At 57.3% G+C, this 17,334-nt stretch carries 19 protein-coding genes; 16 read left to right on the top strand and 3 right to left on the bottom strand.

Annotation, left to right across the window (positions count from 1 at the left end; all coding sequences use genetic code 11):
- Positions 1–3 precede the first annotated feature (3 nt).
- The 7 genes from BQ5462_RS10560 to queE all read left to right on the top strand — a co-directional run bounded on the left by BQ5462_RS10560 (position 4) and on the right by queE (position 3,445).
- The gene (locus tag BQ5462_RS10560) at positions 4–288 is read left to right on the top strand and encodes a nucleotidyltransferase family protein (protein WP_071143256.1); all 285 of its coding nucleotides are present in this window, start codon (positions 4–6) and stop codon (positions 286–288) included.
- Positions 275–664 (top strand): HI0074 family nucleotidyltransferase substrate-binding subunit, encoded by a 390-nt coding sequence (locus BQ5462_RS10555; protein ID WP_071143255.1) that lies wholly within the window; start codon positions 275–277, stop codon positions 662–664. Before BQ5462_RS10560 ends, BQ5462_RS10555 begins: the two co-directional genes overlap by 14 nt.
- A gap of 68 nt (positions 665–732) precedes the next feature.
- The gene (locus BQ5462_RS10550; RefSeq protein ID WP_071143254.1) at positions 733–1,131 is read left to right on the top strand and encodes a C-GCAxxG-C-C family protein; all 399 of its coding nucleotides are present in this window, start codon (positions 733–735) and stop codon (positions 1,129–1,131) included.
- A gap of 183 nt (positions 1,132–1,314) precedes the next feature.
- Entirely contained in the window at positions 1,315–1,779 is a 465-nt protein-coding gene (queF, locus tag BQ5462_RS10545) for a preQ(1) synthase (protein ID WP_071143253.1), read from the top strand.
- Positions 1,772–2,470 carry a 7-cyano-7-deazaguanine synthase QueC gene (gene queC / locus BQ5462_RS10540; protein WP_071143252.1) on the top strand — a complete coding sequence of 233 codons (699 nt, stop codon included), beginning with the start codon at positions 1,772–1,774 and terminating at the stop codon, positions 2,468–2,470. Before queF ends, queC begins: the two co-directional genes overlap by 8 nt.
- Before the next feature lie 2 nt (positions 2,471–2,472).
- The gene (locus BQ5462_RS10535; protein ID WP_071143251.1) at positions 2,473–2,799 is read left to right on the top strand and encodes a 6-pyruvoyl trahydropterin synthase family protein; all 327 of its coding nucleotides are present in this window, start codon (positions 2,473–2,475) and stop codon (positions 2,797–2,799) included.
- Positions 2,777–3,445, top strand: a complete 669-nt coding sequence (queE, locus tag BQ5462_RS10530; protein ID WP_143038054.1) for a putative 7-carboxy-7-deazaguanine synthase QueE — start codon at positions 2,777–2,779, stop codon at positions 3,443–3,445. The genes BQ5462_RS10535 and queE overlap by 23 nt, the downstream gene beginning before the upstream one ends.
- A gap of 34 nt (positions 3,446–3,479) precedes the next feature.
- Here the strand turns inward: queE and BQ5462_RS10525 are convergent, their stop codons facing one another.
- Entirely contained in the window at positions 3,480–5,753 is a 2,274-nt protein-coding gene (locus BQ5462_RS10525) for an AAA family ATPase (RefSeq protein WP_071143249.1), read from the bottom strand.
- On the bottom strand, positions 5,753–6,895 hold the full coding sequence (locus tag BQ5462_RS10520) for an exonuclease SbcCD subunit D (protein WP_071143248.1): 1,143 nt from the start codon (positions 6,893–6,895) through the stop codon (positions 5,753–5,755). The genes BQ5462_RS10525 and BQ5462_RS10520 overlap by 1 nt, the downstream gene beginning before the upstream one ends.
- A 33-nt stretch (positions 6,896–6,928) precedes the next feature.
- Between BQ5462_RS10520 and BQ5462_RS11295 the strand changes: the two genes are divergently transcribed.
- A complete protein-coding gene (locus BQ5462_RS11295) occupies positions 6,929–7,093 on the top strand; it encodes a hypothetical protein (protein ID WP_159429693.1) in 165 nt (54 codons plus the stop codon).
- Positions 7,094–7,121: 28 nt separating this feature from the next.
- Here BQ5462_RS11295 and BQ5462_RS10515 read toward each other — a convergent pair whose 3' ends face one another.
- Complete coding sequence (locus tag BQ5462_RS10515; RefSeq protein WP_071143247.1) at positions 7,122–7,655, bottom strand: transposase; 534 nt, start codon at positions 7,653–7,655, stop codon at positions 7,122–7,124.
- Positions 7,656–7,910: 255 nt separating this feature from the next.
- On the opposite strand from BQ5462_RS10515, the gene BQ5462_RS10510 reads away from it, so the two are divergent.
- From BQ5462_RS10510 to BQ5462_RS10475, 8 genes are all read left to right on the top strand, one after another.
- A complete protein-coding gene (locus BQ5462_RS10510; protein WP_071143246.1) occupies positions 7,911–9,032 on the top strand; it encodes a M48 family metallopeptidase in 1,122 nt (373 codons plus the stop codon).
- Complete coding sequence (locus tag BQ5462_RS10505) at positions 9,029–10,111, top strand: FkbM family methyltransferase (protein WP_071143245.1); 1,083 nt, start codon at positions 9,029–9,031, stop codon at positions 10,109–10,111. Before BQ5462_RS10510 ends, BQ5462_RS10505 begins: the two co-directional genes overlap by 4 nt.
- A 173-nt stretch (positions 10,112–10,284) precedes the next feature.
- Positions 10,285–11,289, top strand: coding sequence for an ABC transporter substrate-binding protein (locus BQ5462_RS10500; RefSeq protein WP_071143244.1), 1,005 nt, complete (start codon positions 10,285–10,287; stop codon positions 11,287–11,289).
- A 3-nt stretch (positions 11,290–11,292) separates the two neighbouring features.
- Positions 11,293–12,177, top strand: a complete 885-nt coding sequence (locus tag BQ5462_RS10495; RefSeq protein WP_071143243.1) for an ABC transporter permease — start codon at positions 11,293–11,295, stop codon at positions 12,175–12,177.
- A complete protein-coding gene (locus BQ5462_RS10490) occupies positions 12,177–12,971 on the top strand; it encodes an ABC transporter ATP-binding protein (protein WP_071143242.1) in 795 nt (264 codons plus the stop codon). Before BQ5462_RS10495 ends, BQ5462_RS10490 begins: the two co-directional genes overlap by 1 nt.
- 31 nt (positions 12,972–13,002) lie before the next feature.
- Positions 13,003–14,274, top strand: coding sequence for a diaminopimelate decarboxylase family protein (locus BQ5462_RS10485; RefSeq protein ID WP_071143386.1), 1,272 nt, complete (start codon positions 13,003–13,005; stop codon positions 14,272–14,274).
- Positions 14,267–15,850, top strand: a complete 1,584-nt coding sequence (locus BQ5462_RS10480) for a ClC family H(+)/Cl(-) exchange transporter (RefSeq protein ID WP_071143241.1) — start codon at positions 14,267–14,269, stop codon at positions 15,848–15,850. The genes BQ5462_RS10485 and BQ5462_RS10480 overlap by 8 nt, the downstream gene beginning before the upstream one ends.
- Before the next feature lie 80 nt (positions 15,851–15,930).
- A complete protein-coding gene (locus BQ5462_RS10475) occupies positions 15,931–17,250 on the top strand; it encodes a replication-associated recombination protein A (RefSeq protein WP_071143240.1) in 1,320 nt (439 codons plus the stop codon).
- Positions 17,251–17,334 lie beyond the last annotated feature (84 nt).

The following is a 17,334-nucleotide window of genomic DNA, read 5'->3' as shown; positions in this document are numbered from 1 at the left end:
TGTATGAAACTGAATCCGGAAATTCAACAATCGATCATTGATCTGGCAAAAGAACATGGGATTGGGAAAGTGATCCTGTTTGGCTCTCGTGCCAGAGGAGACTGCCGTGAGCGCAGTGATATTGATCTGGCCATCCAGGGGGGCGATACCCTTCGTTTTTCTCTGGATGTGGAAGAAAAAGTACCCACACTGTTGTTTTTCGATGTAGTCGACCTGGATGCATCGGTTCAACCAGAACTTTTGGAATCCATCAAAAGGGAGGGAATCACCCTGTATGAAAAAATATGACAATTTTTGCCGTGCCCTGGAAAACTTGAAAAAGATACAGCATGTCGAACCTCCTTATGATACGATTACGCAGACAGGAATGGTGGCTTTGTTCGAAATCTGCTTTGAACAGGCATGGAAAGCCATGAAGGAACTGCTGGAACAGAGTGGCTACAGTGAAGCAAGGATGGGGTCACCCCGGTCAATCCTGAAGCTGGCGTATCAGGCGGGAATGATCAGTGAGGAAACGGTATGGCTGCAGGCTCTCAAAGATTGCAATGATGTAACCCATTCATACAACGAACTGATTGCATTACGGATCATCCAGGATTGCCGGGAAAAATATCTGGGACTTTTTGAACGGCTTCAAAAGACAATGCAGGAAGCATGGCTGTAGGCCGGTTGTTTCTTTCCCTGGCAGCCGGTATAATAAGGGTTGTATTATCAGGAGGGGAGAATGATCCGATGAACGAAACATCCAAACGGGCGGAAAAGGCCGTGGAACTGAAACATTCCACCGGTGTGCATACCAACTGTGCCCAGGCAGTACTCCTGGCTTACCAGGACGAACTGGGAAAATCCACCGAAGAGCTCCGGGCTCTGGGGTCCGCCTTCGGAGGCGGCATGGGCGGCATGGACGCCACCTGCGGGGCACTGACGGGAGCGGCAGTGGTGTTGGGACTCCTGGACAAAAGCGGCCGGGAACCCAAACTGGTGATAAATGAGATCCTGCAGGAATTCAGGGAAAAGGCCGGTGCCACCCTGTGTAAGGACCTGAAAGGCGTGAAGACCGGAAAGATGCTCTGTTCCTGCGACGACTGCGTACGGCTGGCGGTCCTGGGACTGGAAAAACACCTGGGCTGAGTAGTCAACATATCCGGTGGAAAAAAGGGGAGTTATCCACGATTTGGTGGATAACTCCTTTTTTTTGCTTTTCTCTTTCTTTCTTCTTCCAGATACGGTATAATTTAAATTTGTGAGTCCGCACGGAACTGTTTTTTCCGGCTGCGGATTTCCCCAGAACTGTACTTTTTGGAGGATTGATCAATGAGAACCAAAGAAGAATTGCGCGGTGTCACAGAACTGGGCAGCGGCCATACGGAATACCGGAATACCTATGCCCCGGAAGTGCTGGAGTGCTTCCCCAACAAACATGAAGAAGCGGACTATATGGTGAAACTGAACTGTCCGGAATTTACCAGCCTGTGTCCCAAGACGGGCCAGCCGGATTTCGGCCGGATCGTGATCAGCTACATCCCGGACCACAAACTGGTGGAAAGCAAATCCCTGAAACTGTACCTGTTTTCTTTCCGGAACAACGGGGATTTCCACGAAGACTGCGTGAACATCATCAAAAACGACCTGGTGGAACTGCTCCAGCCCAAGTACCTGGAAGTGGCCGGATATTTCAATCCCCGGGGCGGCATCAGCATCCTTCCCTTTGCCGTGTATTACCAGCCGGACTACAAAGACATGGCCCAGCGGAGAATGGAGGCGTTCGTCCATGAATAAGAAAGCCCTGGTCCTGTCCAGCGGCGGCGTGGATTCCACCACCTGCGTCTCCGTGGCCATCGAGGAATTCGGAAAAGAGAATGTATCCACCGTATCCATTTTCTATGGCCAGAAGCATCGAAAGGAACTGGAATGTGCCCGGAAAGTGGCTGATTACTATGGGTTGCCCCATTATGAATTGGACCTGTCCAGGATTTTCCAGTATTCCAACTGCTCTCTGCTGAGCCATTCCACGGACGAAATCGTCCATGAAAGTTATGAACAGCAGATTGCGGAAAACGGGGAAGGGAAGGTATCCACCTACGTGCCTTTCCGCAACGGGCTGATGCTGTCTGCCGTTGCCAGCCTGGCCATGAGCATCTACGAAAACGATGATGTATCCATCTTCATCGGGGCCCATGCAGACGATGCGGCGGGGAATGCCTATGCGGACTGCAGTGAAGCCTTCATCCAGGCCATGGGGCAGGCCATCTCCATCGGTACCTACAACCAGTGTCACATTGTGGCACCCTTTGCGGCCTGCAATAAGGCCGGGGTGGTGAAACGGGGACTGGAGCTCCATACCCCCTATGAACTGACCTGGAGCTGCTATGAAGGCGGGGACAAACCCTGCGGCACCTGCGGGACCTGCATCGATCGGGCCCGGGCGTTTGCTGCCAACGGGGTGAAAGACCCGGCACTGGAGGACTGACCATGTATACAGTAACGAAACGGATCGAAGTCAGCGGGGCCCACTGCCTGCAGCTGCCCTATAAAAGCAAATGCACCCGTCTGCACGGGCACAACTGGATCATCGATGTGACCTGCAGGCGACAGGAGCTGGATGAGAACGGCATGGTGGTGGATTTCACCAAAATCAAGGAAGTGGTCCAGCAGCTGGATCATGCCTTCATCAACGATGTGATCAAGGTAAACCCCACGGCGGAGAACATTGCCAAATGGCTCCACGACCAGATACCCTATTGCACCCGGGTTTCCGTCCAGGAATCAGAAGGGAATGTGGCCATCTATGAAGAGTGAGGAATTTCCCATTGTTGAAATCTTTGATTCCGTGGAAGGGGAAGGGAAGCGGACCGGTTATATGGCCGTGTTCGTCCGGTTCGCCGGCTGCAACCTCCGTTGCAGCTATTGCGATACCGGGTACGCTCTGAAGCGGGAGGATGCAGTGGAGACCCTGGACCGGTCCCGGCTGCTGGAACGGATCCACCGGTATCCCTGGAAAAGAATCACCCTGACCGGGGGAGAACCCATGCTGCAGCCCCTGGAAGGGCTGTGCCGGGACCTGAGCGCCGAAGGGTATGAAATCAACATCGAGACCAATGGGGCTGTACCTCTGCTGAAGGACCGACCCCGGAACCTGTTCTACACCATGGATGTGAAGTCTCCGTCTTCAGGGATGCGGGGCCGGATGCGCATGGAGAACCTGACCCGGCTTACGGAGGACGATGTGGTGAAGTTCGTGGTGGGCAGCCGGGAGGACCTGCTGGATATGGCACAGGTGCTGCAGGAGTATCCCATCCGGGGACAGATTTACGTCTCCCCGGTCTATGGGGCCATCCAGCCGAAAGAACTGGTGGAGTTCGTAAGAGAGCATCAGCTGGCCCGGGTCTGTACCCAGGTGCAGCTGCACAAGGTGATTTGGGACCCCAACGAGCGAGGGGTGTGAAAAAGGAGGAGGACATCGAGTCCTCCTCCTTTTTTCATACCCGGAACCGGGTGGTGCTTCCCTGGTTGGTGGGGATGATCTCCAGCTGGGCGGAGATCCGTTCCTTCAGTTCCGCCACATGGGAGATGATGCCCACCAGCCGGCCCCCCTGCTGCAGTTCCAGCAGGGCGCTGACGGCGCTGTCCAGGGTCTCCGGATCCAGGGATCCGAACCCTTCATCCACCAGGATGGTATCCAGATGCAGCCCGCCGGCATAGGATTCCAGCACATCGGACAGCCCCAGGGCCAGGGACAGGGAGGTGAAGAAGATTTCGCCCCCGGACAGGGTGGTCACGGCACGGGCCTGTCCTGTAAAGGCGTCCATGATCTCCAGTCCCAGTCCCTGTTCCTTCCGGGCATCCACAATGTCCTGGCTGCGGTACAGGCTGTAGCGCCCCTGGCTGATTTTGCCCAGCCGCAGGTTGGCGGTCTGGAGCACATCGTCCAGCACCGCCTGGAGGACAAAGGAGGAAAAGGTCAGCTTCCGGCTGTTATTCCCTTTGGCTGTATCCGCCAGAAGACCGATGGGCCCGTAGGCTTCCTGGAGCTTTTCCAGTTCTTTGCCCAGTCTGGCCAGTTTTTTCAGGGTTTCCTCTTCCCGGCGCAGGGTTTCCTGCAGGGCTCCTGCCCGGGTGACCAGTGCCTGGGCCGTATTGCGGGTTTCCCCGGCTCTTTTTTCCAGGGGCTCCAGTTCGGGCAGCGTCCGTCCGGCAATCTGCTGGTCCAGCAACTGGAGTTCACCGGCCAGGCTGCTGCGCTGATCCTGGTACTGCTGCACCTGCTGCTGCCACAGGGGCTTTTGGGAAAGGGCCTTGTGGGCGGCCAGGAAGGAACGCTGATCCGGGAAGGGAGAGGCAGCCAGGGTCGCTTTATATGCTTCCACATCTGCGTCGAAAGCCTGCTGGGCAGTGGCTCGGCTCTCTTCGGCGGTACGACAGGAACCGGCGGCCTGGTCCGCGGTTTTCTGGGCCTCTTCCAGGGCTTTCTGCTTCCGGTTCAGTTCCCGGATCTGTTTTTCCATGGCCTGGGTCTTCCGGTCCAGTTCTTCCCGTTCCTTCCGGGTCTGGGTGGCAGGCCGGGGATGATCCGGGGAGCCGCACACCGGACAGGGCTGGCCCGGCTGCAGTCCCTGGGCCAGGCGAACCGTTTCACCGGAAACGGCGGTCATCCGGGCCAGCTGTTCCCGGACCCGGACCACCTGCTCCTGCAGGGCCTGGGTGTGATCCTGGGTGGCGGCCGCCAGCAGCTGCTGCAGGGTCTGCCGGGAAGTGGTTTCCTCGGCCCGGGCCTTTTTCAGGATTTCATCTGCGGTATCCAGCTGGTTTTTGGCTTTCCGTGTGCGGTCGTAGATGGAATGGATTTTCTGGGCCTCTTCCAGCCAAGCCAGTTTTTTCTTCAATTCCACCATGGCCGGTTCCTGGGCGGCCATGGCGGCCTGGCGTTTCTGGCAGGATTTCCGGTCCTGGAACAGCTGGGCCAGCTGCCGGGCCTGCTGCAGGGCGGTCAGGGCCGTGCTGGCGGCCTGCTGGGCCTTTTGGGCCTGGGCGGCCAGGGTTTTGTTTTCGGCTTTCTCCTTTTCCAGCCGCTGCTCCAGTTCCTCCGTTTTTTCCACCTGGGCGCTTTCCAGCAGCAGGTCGTACCGGCTGCGGCAGTCCTCATACTGCTTTTTCAGGGCTTTGGCCCGGGCATCCAGGGCGTCTTCCAGGGCACTGTACTGCCCGGTCTTGAACAGGGTCTCCAGGATGCCCTTTCGTTCCTTGGAATCCGCCACCAGGAACCGGCGGAATTCACCCTGGGGCAGCACCATCAATTGGCGGAACTGCCGGGCCTGGAATCCCAGCAGGCTTTCCACCGCACGGGTCACCGTGTTGTTGGTGGTACCCAGTACTTTCCGTTCTCCAGCGGGCAGCAGTTCCACCAGGGAGGCTCCGGCGGGAACGGTTCGGGTGCCTTCTCCCCGCTGTTTGTTCAGCACCTGCTCCGGGGTCCGGGTCACTTCAAAAGTCCGGTCCTGGTTGGTGAACCGGAATTTCACTTCCGTTTTCTGGTCCGGGGTGGCGTAATCGCTGCGCAGGGACCGGTTGTCTCGCAGGTCTCCGCTGGGGGTGCCGTACAGGGCAAAGGTGATGGCGTCCAGGATGGTGGTCTTGCCGCTGCCGGTGGGACCGGTGATCAGGAAGAACCGCTTGTCTCCCAATTGGGTGAAATCGATGGTCTCCACGCCGGCGTAGGGACCGAAAGCCGTCATGGTCAGGATCTGGGGCCGCATCAGGCATTCCTCCCTTCTGCGTCATTGTCATTGACCACCTGATGGAACAGGGCTTTTTCGGCTTCCGTCAGGTCCCGTCCCTGTACTTCCCGGAAAAAGGCCTGGAACAGGTCGTCGGTGGAAAGCCCCTTCCGCCGAGCGGTTTCCTGTTCCTCCGTTTCCCGGGGCTGCAGCCGCTCATAGCCCAGCTGCAGGATTTGGGGATAGACCTGCTCCAGCCGGTGTTTGGCATCCAGTACCGGGGTGGGGTCCGTCAGGACGATCTGCAGGTAATCGGAAATATGTTCAGTGCGGGGATTTTCCAGCAGGTCCTGGAAGGAGCCCTTCAGCACGGCCAGTTCGTGGGGCGCCGTAAGGGGGATGGTTTCCACGGAAACGCTGCCGTCACCGGAGAGATCCACAATATGGACGGCCTTTTTCTGGCTGGCTTCCGCAAAAGAGTATTTCAGCAGGGAACCGCTGTAGCGCACGATGGGGCTGTTGTTCTGACAGGCGTGGAGATGGCCCAGGGCTGTGTAGTTGAAATCTTTGAAGCAGTGGATGCTGACGGTGGTGGCTCCTCCGGCCGCCAGGGGCCGTTCGCTGTCCGGGGTGGTCCGGGCACCGGTCAGGAACACATGGGCCAGGGCCACCTTGCGGGCCCCTTCCGGAATCTGCAGGAGCATCCGGTCCACCTGCCACTGGAGGGCGGCTTCGTGGGTGGGCTTCTTTTTCCCGCTGAGTTCCGTGGCGGTCAGGGGTTCGCAGTAGGGCAGGGGGGCGAAGTAGACAGGGCCGGTTGCGTCCTCCAGCACAATGGGAGGGGTGTCCGCCGCCACCGGACCCACAATGTACAGCTGCCGGGTGGCAAACAGGGTGCGGCCGAAGTTCAGCCGGTCCGGGTTGTCGTGGTTGCCGGCAATGAGGATCACCGGCAGTTTCAGGTCCACCACCAGCCGGCGCAGGGTTTCGTCCAGCAGGTTCACGGCTTCCGTGGGGGGGACGGCCCGATCGTAGATATCCCCGGCCACCAGCAGGGCATCCACTTTGTAGTCCCGGGCCAGGGTGATGATCTGATCCAGGGCAGCCCGCTGGTCCTCCAGAAGATGGAGACCATGGAAGATCCGTCCCAGATGCCAGTCAGAAGTATGTAAAAATCGCACAGCAAAGCCTCGCTTTCCTTAGATGGGTTCATTGTGTACATCATACCATGGACCGGGGGAAGGGGACAATGGTACCATGTATGCGTGGGGCGGCCCATAAGGGACGCCCGGACCCAGGTCATCAACGGGATCCGGTTCCGAAAGGTGGACCTGGATGGCCCTCTGGGTGACCTGGGAACGGTCTCCCCTGACGGGTAGACCCTACGGAGATAAGTCGAACCGTACGCTACTTGCGTAGGGGCGACCCATAAGGGGCGCCCGGACCCAGGTCGCCCAGAGGGCCTGATTCATTTGCTGATTCCCTGTAATATTCCTTGTCCAATTCCCACTTCTGGGGATTGTTCGTCATATATTCCCGGATCCGCATTTCGTCCTGCTCATTCCGTACCAAATGGTCATAATATCCCCTTTGCCAAATGGAGCATCCACAGGCGCGCGTGGACCACCCTTTGAAGAGGTTCACGAATTGGCCCAGGGCAATCCCCTCCGATGACCGGGCCAGCAGCATATGGAGGTGATTGGGCATCAATACAGATTGTTCAATGGAAAGGCCTTCATATCGGTGCTGGAATGCATCCAGCTGCCGGGAAACCATGATTCCGATGGGAGTGGGGTGCAGCAGGTCGTTTTCAATGTACCCAAAAATCGGTTGTTTTCCTTTGGCACACAAGGTCAGGAAGACCCGTCCATTTTGGGCATAGACATCAGGACGGAGCCGGGTCCAGCGGCGTTTGGGATGGAGAAGGACAGGGGCTGACATGGAAACACCTCCAATAAAAACATATGTTCATAATTACGATATTATGTTCATTATAACAAATCACAAAAGAAAGACAACCCCCATCGACAAAAATACCCAAAGCGGCGTGTATATGCGTAGGGGCGGCCCATAAGGGACGCCCGGACCCAGGTCTGGTGGTTTTCTGTTTGCCAGGGAATTGAAAAGGGGCAGGGTATGCACACCCTGCTCCTTTTCGTGTATAATAGCAACGTACGACTCAGGAGGAACCTTTCTATGTTGAAAATCATATTTACCCTCTTACTCTGCCTGTTTTCTCTGCTGCCCCTACCCAAAGCGGAAGCAGCCATGATCAGCCAGAAACAGGAAATCGAAATGGGCCGGGAAGTGGCCAAACAGCTGGAAAACCAGTATGGACTGGTCCAGGATGACGATGTCCAGGCCCGGGTGGACCGGATCGGCCGAAAGCTGCTGGAACACGGCACCCGTCCCGGACTGGACTATACCTTCAAGGTATTGAACACCCCGGATGTGAATGCCCTGGCCTGTCCCGGGGGTTTCATCTACGTGTACAAAGGGCTTCTGGACTACATGACCAGTGACGATGAAGTGGCGGCGGTGCTGGGCCATGAAATCGGACACATCGAAAAGCGCCATACGGTACACCAGATGGAAAAACAGATGGCCCTGTCCCTGCTTACCCTGCTGGCCGGGGTGGCTTCCGGGGATCCGGGAGCCGGTTTTGCCCTGTCCACGGTCACCAGCCAGGCCCTGATGGCCGGCTACAGCCGGGCGGACGAAGGTCAGGCCGATCAGGAGGGCTTCCGCCTGTCCATCCTTGCCGGGTACAATCCCTATGCCTCCTATGTGACCATGTCCAAACTGGAAGATATGAGCAAGGATTTGGGGGACGCGGCCGGCGGCCTGTTCGCCTCCCACCCGGATCCGGGCCTGCGGATGGTCCGGGCCCTGAAATGGACGGAACCCTTCCATATCCCGGAAACGGTTACCGTGGCCAAGGACGGAGCGGCCACGGTACGGCTGGGCACATGGTCCTTTACGTTCACGGAAACTGCAGGGTATGACAAACCGGAATACCGGGCCCGGATGCTGGCCGGGGGCCTGTACCTGGCCCAGAAGCGGGGGAACCTGGATGAATCCCATTTCATGACCGTGGACGGAGACAATTGGACCGATATTTATTATGAAGACATCCACCTGCTCCGGGTCTATCCCCAGGATCACCAGGAAGGGGATACCACTGGCAGTCTGGCCCTGAAAATCGCCGGAAAACTCCAGGAGTGGGCAAAAATCGCGAAAACCATACCTGTGATCCAGGTGGATCCGGCGGCTGCCATCCAGCAGGCCATCAGAGAGAAAGGAAAGAAAGCAGCATGAACTGGCTTGATTCGATCTTACAACAGCCTTATTTCTGGGAGCATCTGTCCCGGGCATCCAAACCCATCGTCCTCTACGGCATGGGCAACGGGGCCGATGCCATCCTGGACCGGTGTGCCGCTCTGGACATTCCTGTAGCCGGGGTCTTTGCCAGCGATGAATTCGTCCGGGGCCAGCAGTTCCGGGGGTACCAGGTCCTGACCTACAAACAGGCCAGGGCCCAGTGGGGAGACTTCGTGCTGCTGATTGCCTTTGCCAGTGAGCGGCCTGAAATCCTGCGCCGGTTCTTCCATCTGGCGCAGCAGCAGGAAACCTATGCCCCCCATCTGCCCCTGTTCGGCGATACCACTGTGGTGACGCCCCAGTGGCTGCGGGAAAACCGGGGCGTCCTGGAGCGGGTCCATGACCATCTGGCCGATGACACCAGCCGGCAGGTGATGGAGGACATCCTTTCCTATAAACTTACAGGAAAACTGGAATATCTGTCCCGGGTCACCTGCCGGCAGGACGATCTCACCAGCCTGTTCACCTTCGGGGAAGAGGAAACCTATGCGGATCTGGGAGCCTACAATGGGGACACCCTGCGGGAATTCCTGGAGCTGACCGGCGGTCATTACGACCATTTGTATGCGGTGGAGCCGGACCCGAAGAACTTCCACAAGCTCCAGGCCTATGTGGAAGGGGAGCAGCTGGGCCGGTGCACCCTGGTCCCGGAAGGCATCTGGGCCCAGCCGGCGGCACTGCCCTTTGCAGCCAGGGGGGGACGGATGTCTTCTCTGGAGGAAAGGGGCAAAAAAGTGGTACCGGTACCGGTGACCAGCCTGGATGCCCTGGTGGGGGACCACAACCTGACCTACGTGAAGATGGATGTGGAAGGGGTGGAAAAAGAGGCCCTGGCAGGGGGCGCAAATGTCATTGGCCGCTGCGCTCCCAAGCTCCTCCTGGCAGGCTATCACCACGACGATGATCTGTGGGCGATCCCCCTGGAGCTGTGGTCCCTGCGGCCGGATTACCGGATCTACCTGCGCCGGCATCCCTATGTACCCTGCTGGGAGATTAATTTTTTCGTCACCTTGTAGAATGGCAAAGTGACTTTACAAAAATATACTTTTGATTGCCCCTGTTCACAGGATATGATAAAATGAAAAAATAGACCAAAGCAACTGGAGGAGAGGATCCTCTGCAGCATCACACCTTTCCGGAAGCGCCGGAAGGAAACCAGTGTAGAATGGTAAGAAAGCAGGAGGGATGTATGATGATGATGAAAAAAAGTATGAAATGGCTGGCCACCCTGGCCCTGGCCGCCATGGTGGTGGGAGCTGCCGGCTGCGGCAGCAGTACCCAGACCGGGTCCAAGGACAAGAAGTCCTATAAGGTGGGTGTGCTCCAGCTGGTCCAGCATCCGGCCCTGGATGCCGCCAACAAGGGATTCATCGATGGCTTGAAATCCAAGGGGTTCGAAGAGGGGAAGAATGTGACCTTTGACCAGCAGAATGCCCAGGGGGATCAATCCAACCTGCAGACCATCGCCCAGCGGTTCGTCAGCAACAAGGATGATCTGGTCTGCGCCATTGCCACGCCGGCTGCCCAGACCATGGCCAACGCCAGCAAAGAGATTCCCATCGTAGGCACGGCCATTACCGATTACAAGGTGGCCAAACTGGTGAAGGACAACAGCAAACCGGGGACCAACGTGACCGGGACCACGGATATGAATCCGGTGGAAGCCCAGATCGACCTGCTGGTGAAGATCATGCCCAAGGCCAAAACCGTAGGCTTCATCTATAATTCCAGTGAAGTGAACTCCCAGCTGCAGATCGACCTGGCCAAGAAGGCCGCTGCCGCCCGGGGACTGGCCACGGTGGAAGCCACCGTCTCCAGCGTCAATGACATCCAGCAGGCCGCCCAGAGCCTGATGGGCAAAGTGGATGCCCTGTACATCCCTACGGATAACGTCATGGCCTCCGCCATGCCCAACCTGATCAAGATCACCGACGAAGCCAAGATCCCTGTGTTCTGCGGGGAAGCCGGTATGCTGAAATCCGGCGGCGTGGCAACCTTGGGTATCGACTACTACAAACTGGGCTTCCAGACCGGGGAAATGGCGGCAGATATCCTGTCTGGCAAAGCCAAACCCCAGGATATGGCCATCCAGTCCCAGAAGACCTTTACGGTTTCCCTGAACGAAGAAGCCATCAAGAAACTGGGGCTGACCATTCCGGATGACATCCGGAAGGAAGCCAAAGGAGCCAAATAATCCATGATTGATCTATTGCTGCCAACCATTTCCCAGGGTCTGCTGTGGTCGTTGCTGGCCCTGGGCGTGTATATCACCTTCCGGGTACTGGATATCGCCGATCTGACTGTGGAAGGATCCTTTCCCCTGGGGGCCTCCGTGGCGGTGACCCTGCTGGTGAAAGATGTGAATCCGGTGACGGCCATCCTGGCCGCAGCCCTGGCCGGCGGGATTTCCGGCGTGGTTACCGGTCTGCTCCATACAAAGTTGAAGATCCCGGCTCTTCTGGCCGGGATCCTGACCATGATCGCCCTGTATTCGGTGAACCTGCGGATCATGGGCAAAGCCAACATTTCCCTGCTGGGGAAGGAAACCGCCTTTACAGTCCTGGAAAATGCGCTGGGCGTGGCCTATTCCCAGGCGGTGCTGCTGGTGGGCATCCTGTCCTGTGTGGTGTTTTCCGCATTGATGTACTGGTTCTTCGGCACGGAAATCGGAGCTGCGATCCGGGCCACCGGATACAATCCCCAGATGATCCGGGCCCAGGGTGTGGACACCAATGGAATGCTTCTCATCGGGCTGTTCTTCAGTAACGCCCTGGTGGCGGTAGCCGGGTCCCTGGTGGCCCAGAGCAACGGCTTTGCCGATGTGGGCATGGGGGTAGGGACCATCGTGATCGGCCTGGCCTCTGTGATCATCGGCGAAGTGCTGTTCGGTACCCGCAGCTTCAAGAATTCCCTGATCTCCGTGATCCTGGGTTCTATCGTATACCGTCTGGTGATCGCCATTGTCCTGCAGATGGGGATGCCGCCCAATGACTTGAAACTGTTCACGGCCGTACTGGTGGCCATCGCCCTGAGCCTGCCCATGGTGAAAGGGAAGTTCCAAAGCAGAAAGGCGGGTCTGTAATGCTGGACATCAAACATCTATCGAAAACCTTTTTCCCGGGTACGGTCAATGAGAAAAAAGCCCTGACCGATGTGAACCTGCACATGGAACCGGGAGATTTCATCACCATCATCGGGGGCAACGGGGCCGGGAAATCCACCCTGCTGAACTCCATTGCCGGGGTATTCCCCATTGATGCAGGACAGATCCTCATCGACGGGGTGGACGTGAGCAAAATGCCCGAACACAAACGGGCCCGGTACATCGGCCGGGTATTCCAGGATCCCATGATGGGGACTGCCGCAGGCATGATGATCGAGGAGAACCTGGCCATCGCCTCCCGGCGGGGCAAAACACCGGGCCTTTCCTGGGCGCTGAAGGACAGCGACCGGGAGCGGTTCCGGGAAATGCTGAAGGAATTGGATCTGGGTCTGGAAGACCGGCTCACCAGCCGGGTGGGACTTCTTTCCGGGGGCCAGCGGCAGGCCCTGACCCTGCTCATGGCAGCCATGAACAAGCCCCGGCTGCTGCTGCTGGACGAACATACGGCGGCCCTGGATCCCAAAACTGCCGAGAAGGTCCTGAACATGACGAAAAAAGTCATCCAACGGGACCATTTGACATCTTTGATGATTACGCATAATATGAGAGATGCACTTCGCTTCGGCAACCGGTTGATCATGATGAACGCCGGACACATCGTGGTGGATGTGGGTGCAGAAGAAAAAGCCAAATTGACCATTCCGGACCTGCTGGCCCTGTTTGAAAAGGCATCCGGCTCTGAACTGGACAATGATCGCATGATGCTGGGCTGACCAGCCATATAATGAGGGGGTAATGACCAACATGAAGAAAGTTCCATTTGTCACGAAAGAACAGGTAGAAAAAATCGCGGAAACATTTCCGACACCATTCTATGTCTACGACGAAAAAGGCATCCGGGAAACGGTGCGCAGCATTTATAAGGCTTTTGCCTGGAACAAGGGCTACAAGGAATATTTTGCCGTCAAAGCCACGCCGCTGCCCGGCATCCTGAAAATCATGAAAGAAGAAGGCTGTGGAACGGACTGCTCTTCCTATCCGGAACTGCTGCTCAGTGATGTGTGCGGATTCAAAGGGCACGATATCATGTTCTCCTCCAATGATACGCCTGTGAAAGATATGCAGGAAGCCTACAAACTGGGGGCCATCATCAATCTGGATGATTTCACCATGATCGACTTCCTGGAACAGGTGGCCGGCATTCCGGAAACCATCTGCTGCCGGTACAACCCGGGTGGTGTGTTCTCCCTGGGCAATGACATCATGGACAACCCCGGTGATTCCAAATATGGGATGACCAAGGATCAGCTGCGGGAAGCCTTTAAGATCCTGAAGAAAAAGGGTGTCAAACATTTCGGCATCCATGCGTTCCTGGCCAGCAACACCGTATCCAATGGCTATTATCCGGAACTGGCCCGGCAGCTGTTCCAGCTGGCCGTGGAAATGAAACACGATACCGGTGTGGCTGTGGAATTCATCAACCTGTCCGGTGGCGTGGGGATCCCCTACAAACCGGATCAGGTCCCCAATGACATCGCTGTGATCGGCGAAGGGGTCCATAAGGTATACGATGAAGTCCTGGTACCGGAAGGCATGGGCAATGTAGCCCTGTTCACCGAAATGGGCCGCTTCGTCACCGGTCCTTATGGTGCCCTGGTTACCAGGGTGCTGCATTTCAAACACATCTACAAGGAATATGTGGGTGTGGATGCCTGCGCCGCCAACCTGATGCGGCCGGCCATGTATGGAGCGTACCATCACATCACCGTGCTGGGCAAGGAAGATGCCCCCTGTGACCATACCTATGATGTGACCGGCGGCCTGTGCGAAAACAACGATAAATTTGCCATCGACCGGAAACTGCCGGAAATCGAAAAAGGGGACTACCTGTTTATCCACGATGCCGGGGCCCATGGTTCGGCCATGGGGTACAACTACAACGCCAAACTGTGGTGTGCAGAACTGCTGCTGAAGGAAGATGGTTCTGTAGAATTGCTGCGGCGGGCCGAGACTCCCAAGGATTATTTCGCTACCCTGGATTTCACCGGCCTGTTCAACAACCTGAAAGATGAATGAGGCAGATAGACAGAAAACCCTGGAGGGGATGCTGCACATTCCCAACCTGAAGCTGAAACTGGCTTTTGAGGGGATCCTGGTGGGGGTGGCGACCGGGCTGTGCATCATCCTGCTGCGGCTCTGTCTGGGCTTTGTGGCGAAGAACCGGTCCCGGATGGTGCATTTTCTCCAGAATGTACCCCCGTCCTATACCCTGATCTGGGTGGCTGCCCTGATCCTGGTTGCCCTGATCATTGCCCTGCTGGTACGCTGGGCGCCCATTGCCGGGGGAAGCGGCATTCCCCAGGTGCGGGGCATTGTACTGGGGCTGGAAAAAAGTACCCACTGGGCCCGGGTCATCCTGGTGAAACTGGTGGATACGTCCCTGGGCATCGGAGCCGGGCTCTCCATGGGACGGGAAGGGCCTTCGGTGCAGATCGGGGCCATGACAGGCCAGGGCGTGGGCAACGCCCTGAACAACACCAACCTGGAAAAACGGGCCCTGATCAGCAGCGGGGCCGGTGCCGGACTGGCAGCCGCCTTCAATGCGCCCATGGCCGGGGTCATGTTCACCATGGAAGCCATCCACAAGAACCTGTCCTCCATGGTCATGGTACCCACCCTGATGGCCTGTATGACCACCACGGTGATGGTCCACTGGTTCTTTGGCAGAGAAACGGTGCTGACCTTTCCTGAGATGCCGTTCCTGCCTCTGGAACTGCTTCCCCACGTGATTGGCCTGGGGCTGTTTTCCGGATTTTTGGGCGTGGCCTTCAACAAAGGGTCTCTCCGCATCGGAAGATTCTACAGCCTGCCCATTTTCAAAAAGGACTGGATGAAGATTGCGTTCCCCCTGCTGCTCACCATTCCCCTGACCTATTTCCTGCCCCAGGTGCTGGGCGCCGGGGATGGGGTCATCGAGGCCATGATCAGTCTGAAGGGAACCTTGTCCATGATCCTGGTGGTGCTGCTGGGCAAGTTCCTCTTCACCATTTTGAGCACCGGTTCCGGAGCTCCCGGCGGCAGCCTGCAGCCCATGCTGGTGCTGGGCAGCCTGTGCGGCGCTCTGTATGGGAATCTGATGGTGCTGCTGGGACTTTTGCCGGAAGCTTACCGGCTGAACATGGTCATGCTGGGCATGGCCGGCTGGTTTGCCGGGTCTGTGCGGGCACCGGTGACAGCCATTCTGCTGCTGCTGGAAATGACCGGGCGGTTCTACCACCTGGTGCCACTGGGCATTGTTACCCTTTTCGCCTATGCGGCCGGGGAAATGGTCCACGATACGCCCATTTTTGATGCCATGCTGGAACGGGCCCTGAGGAAAACTTCCCGGGTCAAGGAGCTGGTGGAGGCACCGGCGGAACAGATGCTGGTGGAAGTGGCGGTGGAAGGAGGATCCCCGGTGGAAGGGAAGACCCTCCAGGAAATCCGGCTGCCGGGCAGGGCCCTGGTAATCTGTGTACGGCGGGGAGATGCGGATATCATTCCCCAGGCCAATACGGTGCTCATGGGGGGGGACTATGTGTACCTGATCCCCAATCATGCCCATCTCCATCAATTGAATCGATTGTTCAAGACCCAGAATGAAACCGTGTGAGCGCAGCTCCCCGGTTTCATTTTTTGTTTCTGTGGAAATCATGGTATAATGAAAGTTACGGAAACAAGGAGGTGGATTCCATGGAAGAAGACAGTCTGTTCGCTCCCCCGGCGGAGGAACCCCTGGCGGCCCGGCTGCGCCCCCGCACCCTGGATGAGTTCGTGGGGCAGGAGCAGCTGCTGGGCCCCGGCAAGATCCTGCGGAATCTGATTGAGGAAGACCGGATTTCTTCCATGATCTTCTGGGGACCTCCCGGTGTGGGCAAGACCACACTGGCCCAAATCATCGCACATACCACCCGGGCCAATTTCATCAATTTTTCAGCCGTCACCAGCGGCATCAAGGAAATCCGTACGGTGATGCAGAGAGCGGATGACAACCGGCGGTTCGGGGGACGGACCATCGTGTTCGTGGACGAAATCCATCGGTTCAACCGGGCCCAGCAGGATGCGTTCCTGCCTTTTGTGGAAAAAGGGGCCATCATCCTGATCGGGGCCACCACGGAAAATCCTTCCTTTGAGGTGAACGGAGCCCTGCTCAGCCGCTGCAAGGTGTTTGTACTGAAGGCGCTGGGCAGGGAGGATATCAAAAAGATCCTCCAGCATGCCCTTAGGGATCCCCGGGGCTTTGGCAATGAAAATGTCCATATGGAGGAGGGATGCCTGGATTTCCTGGCTGAATTCTCCAACGGGGACGCCCGGTCAGCCCTTTCCACCCTGGAAATGGTGGTGCTGAACGGGGAAAAGAAGGACGACGGCATCCATGTGACCCGGGAACTGATCGAGCAGTGTACGGCCAAAAAATCCCTGCTCTACGACAAGTCCGGGGAAGAACATTACAATCTGATCTCCGCCCTGCACAAATCCATGCGGAATTCGGATCCCGATGCGGCGGTGTACTGGCTGGCCCGGATGCTGGAAGCCGGGGAGGATCCTCTCTACATCGCCCGGCGGGTGGTACGCTTCGCCAGTGAGGACGTGGGACTGGCCGATTCCCGTGGTCTGGAGATCGCAGTGGCGGCCTACCAGGCCTGCCACTTCATCGGCATGCCCGAATGTTCTGTGAACCTGACCCATGCAGTGATCTATCTGGCCATGGCGCCCAAATCCAATGCCATGGAGCTGGCCTACAATGAGGCGAAAGGGGATGCCCAGAAGCACCTGAACGAACCGGTACCCATGAATATCCGCAATGCGCCGACCCGGCTCATGAAGGACCTTGGCTACGGCAGGGGGTATGTATACGCCCACGATACGAAAGAGAAGATGGCGGCCATGCAGTGTCTGCCCGATGCCTTGAAGGACCGGACCTACTATCATCCCACGGAGCAGGGCCTGGAGGCCCGGTATAAGGTCCGGCTGCAGCAGATCAAGGACTGGAAGCGGGAACACAGCCGCTAGAAAATTCCGAAAGGACACGGATTTGTCAAGAGTTTGTTACATTCATTCTTTATGATAAAAAAGCATTGAAAGAAGGAATTGGGT

The sequence above is a fragment of the Acidaminococcus timonensis genome, assembly GCF_900106585.1.
Taxonomy (GTDB): domain Bacteria; phylum Bacillota; class Negativicutes; order Acidaminococcales; family Acidaminococcaceae; genus Acidaminococcus; species Acidaminococcus timonensis.
Note: the sequence above shows the minus strand (reverse complement) of the source record. Positions and strands in the feature narration are given on the sequence as shown.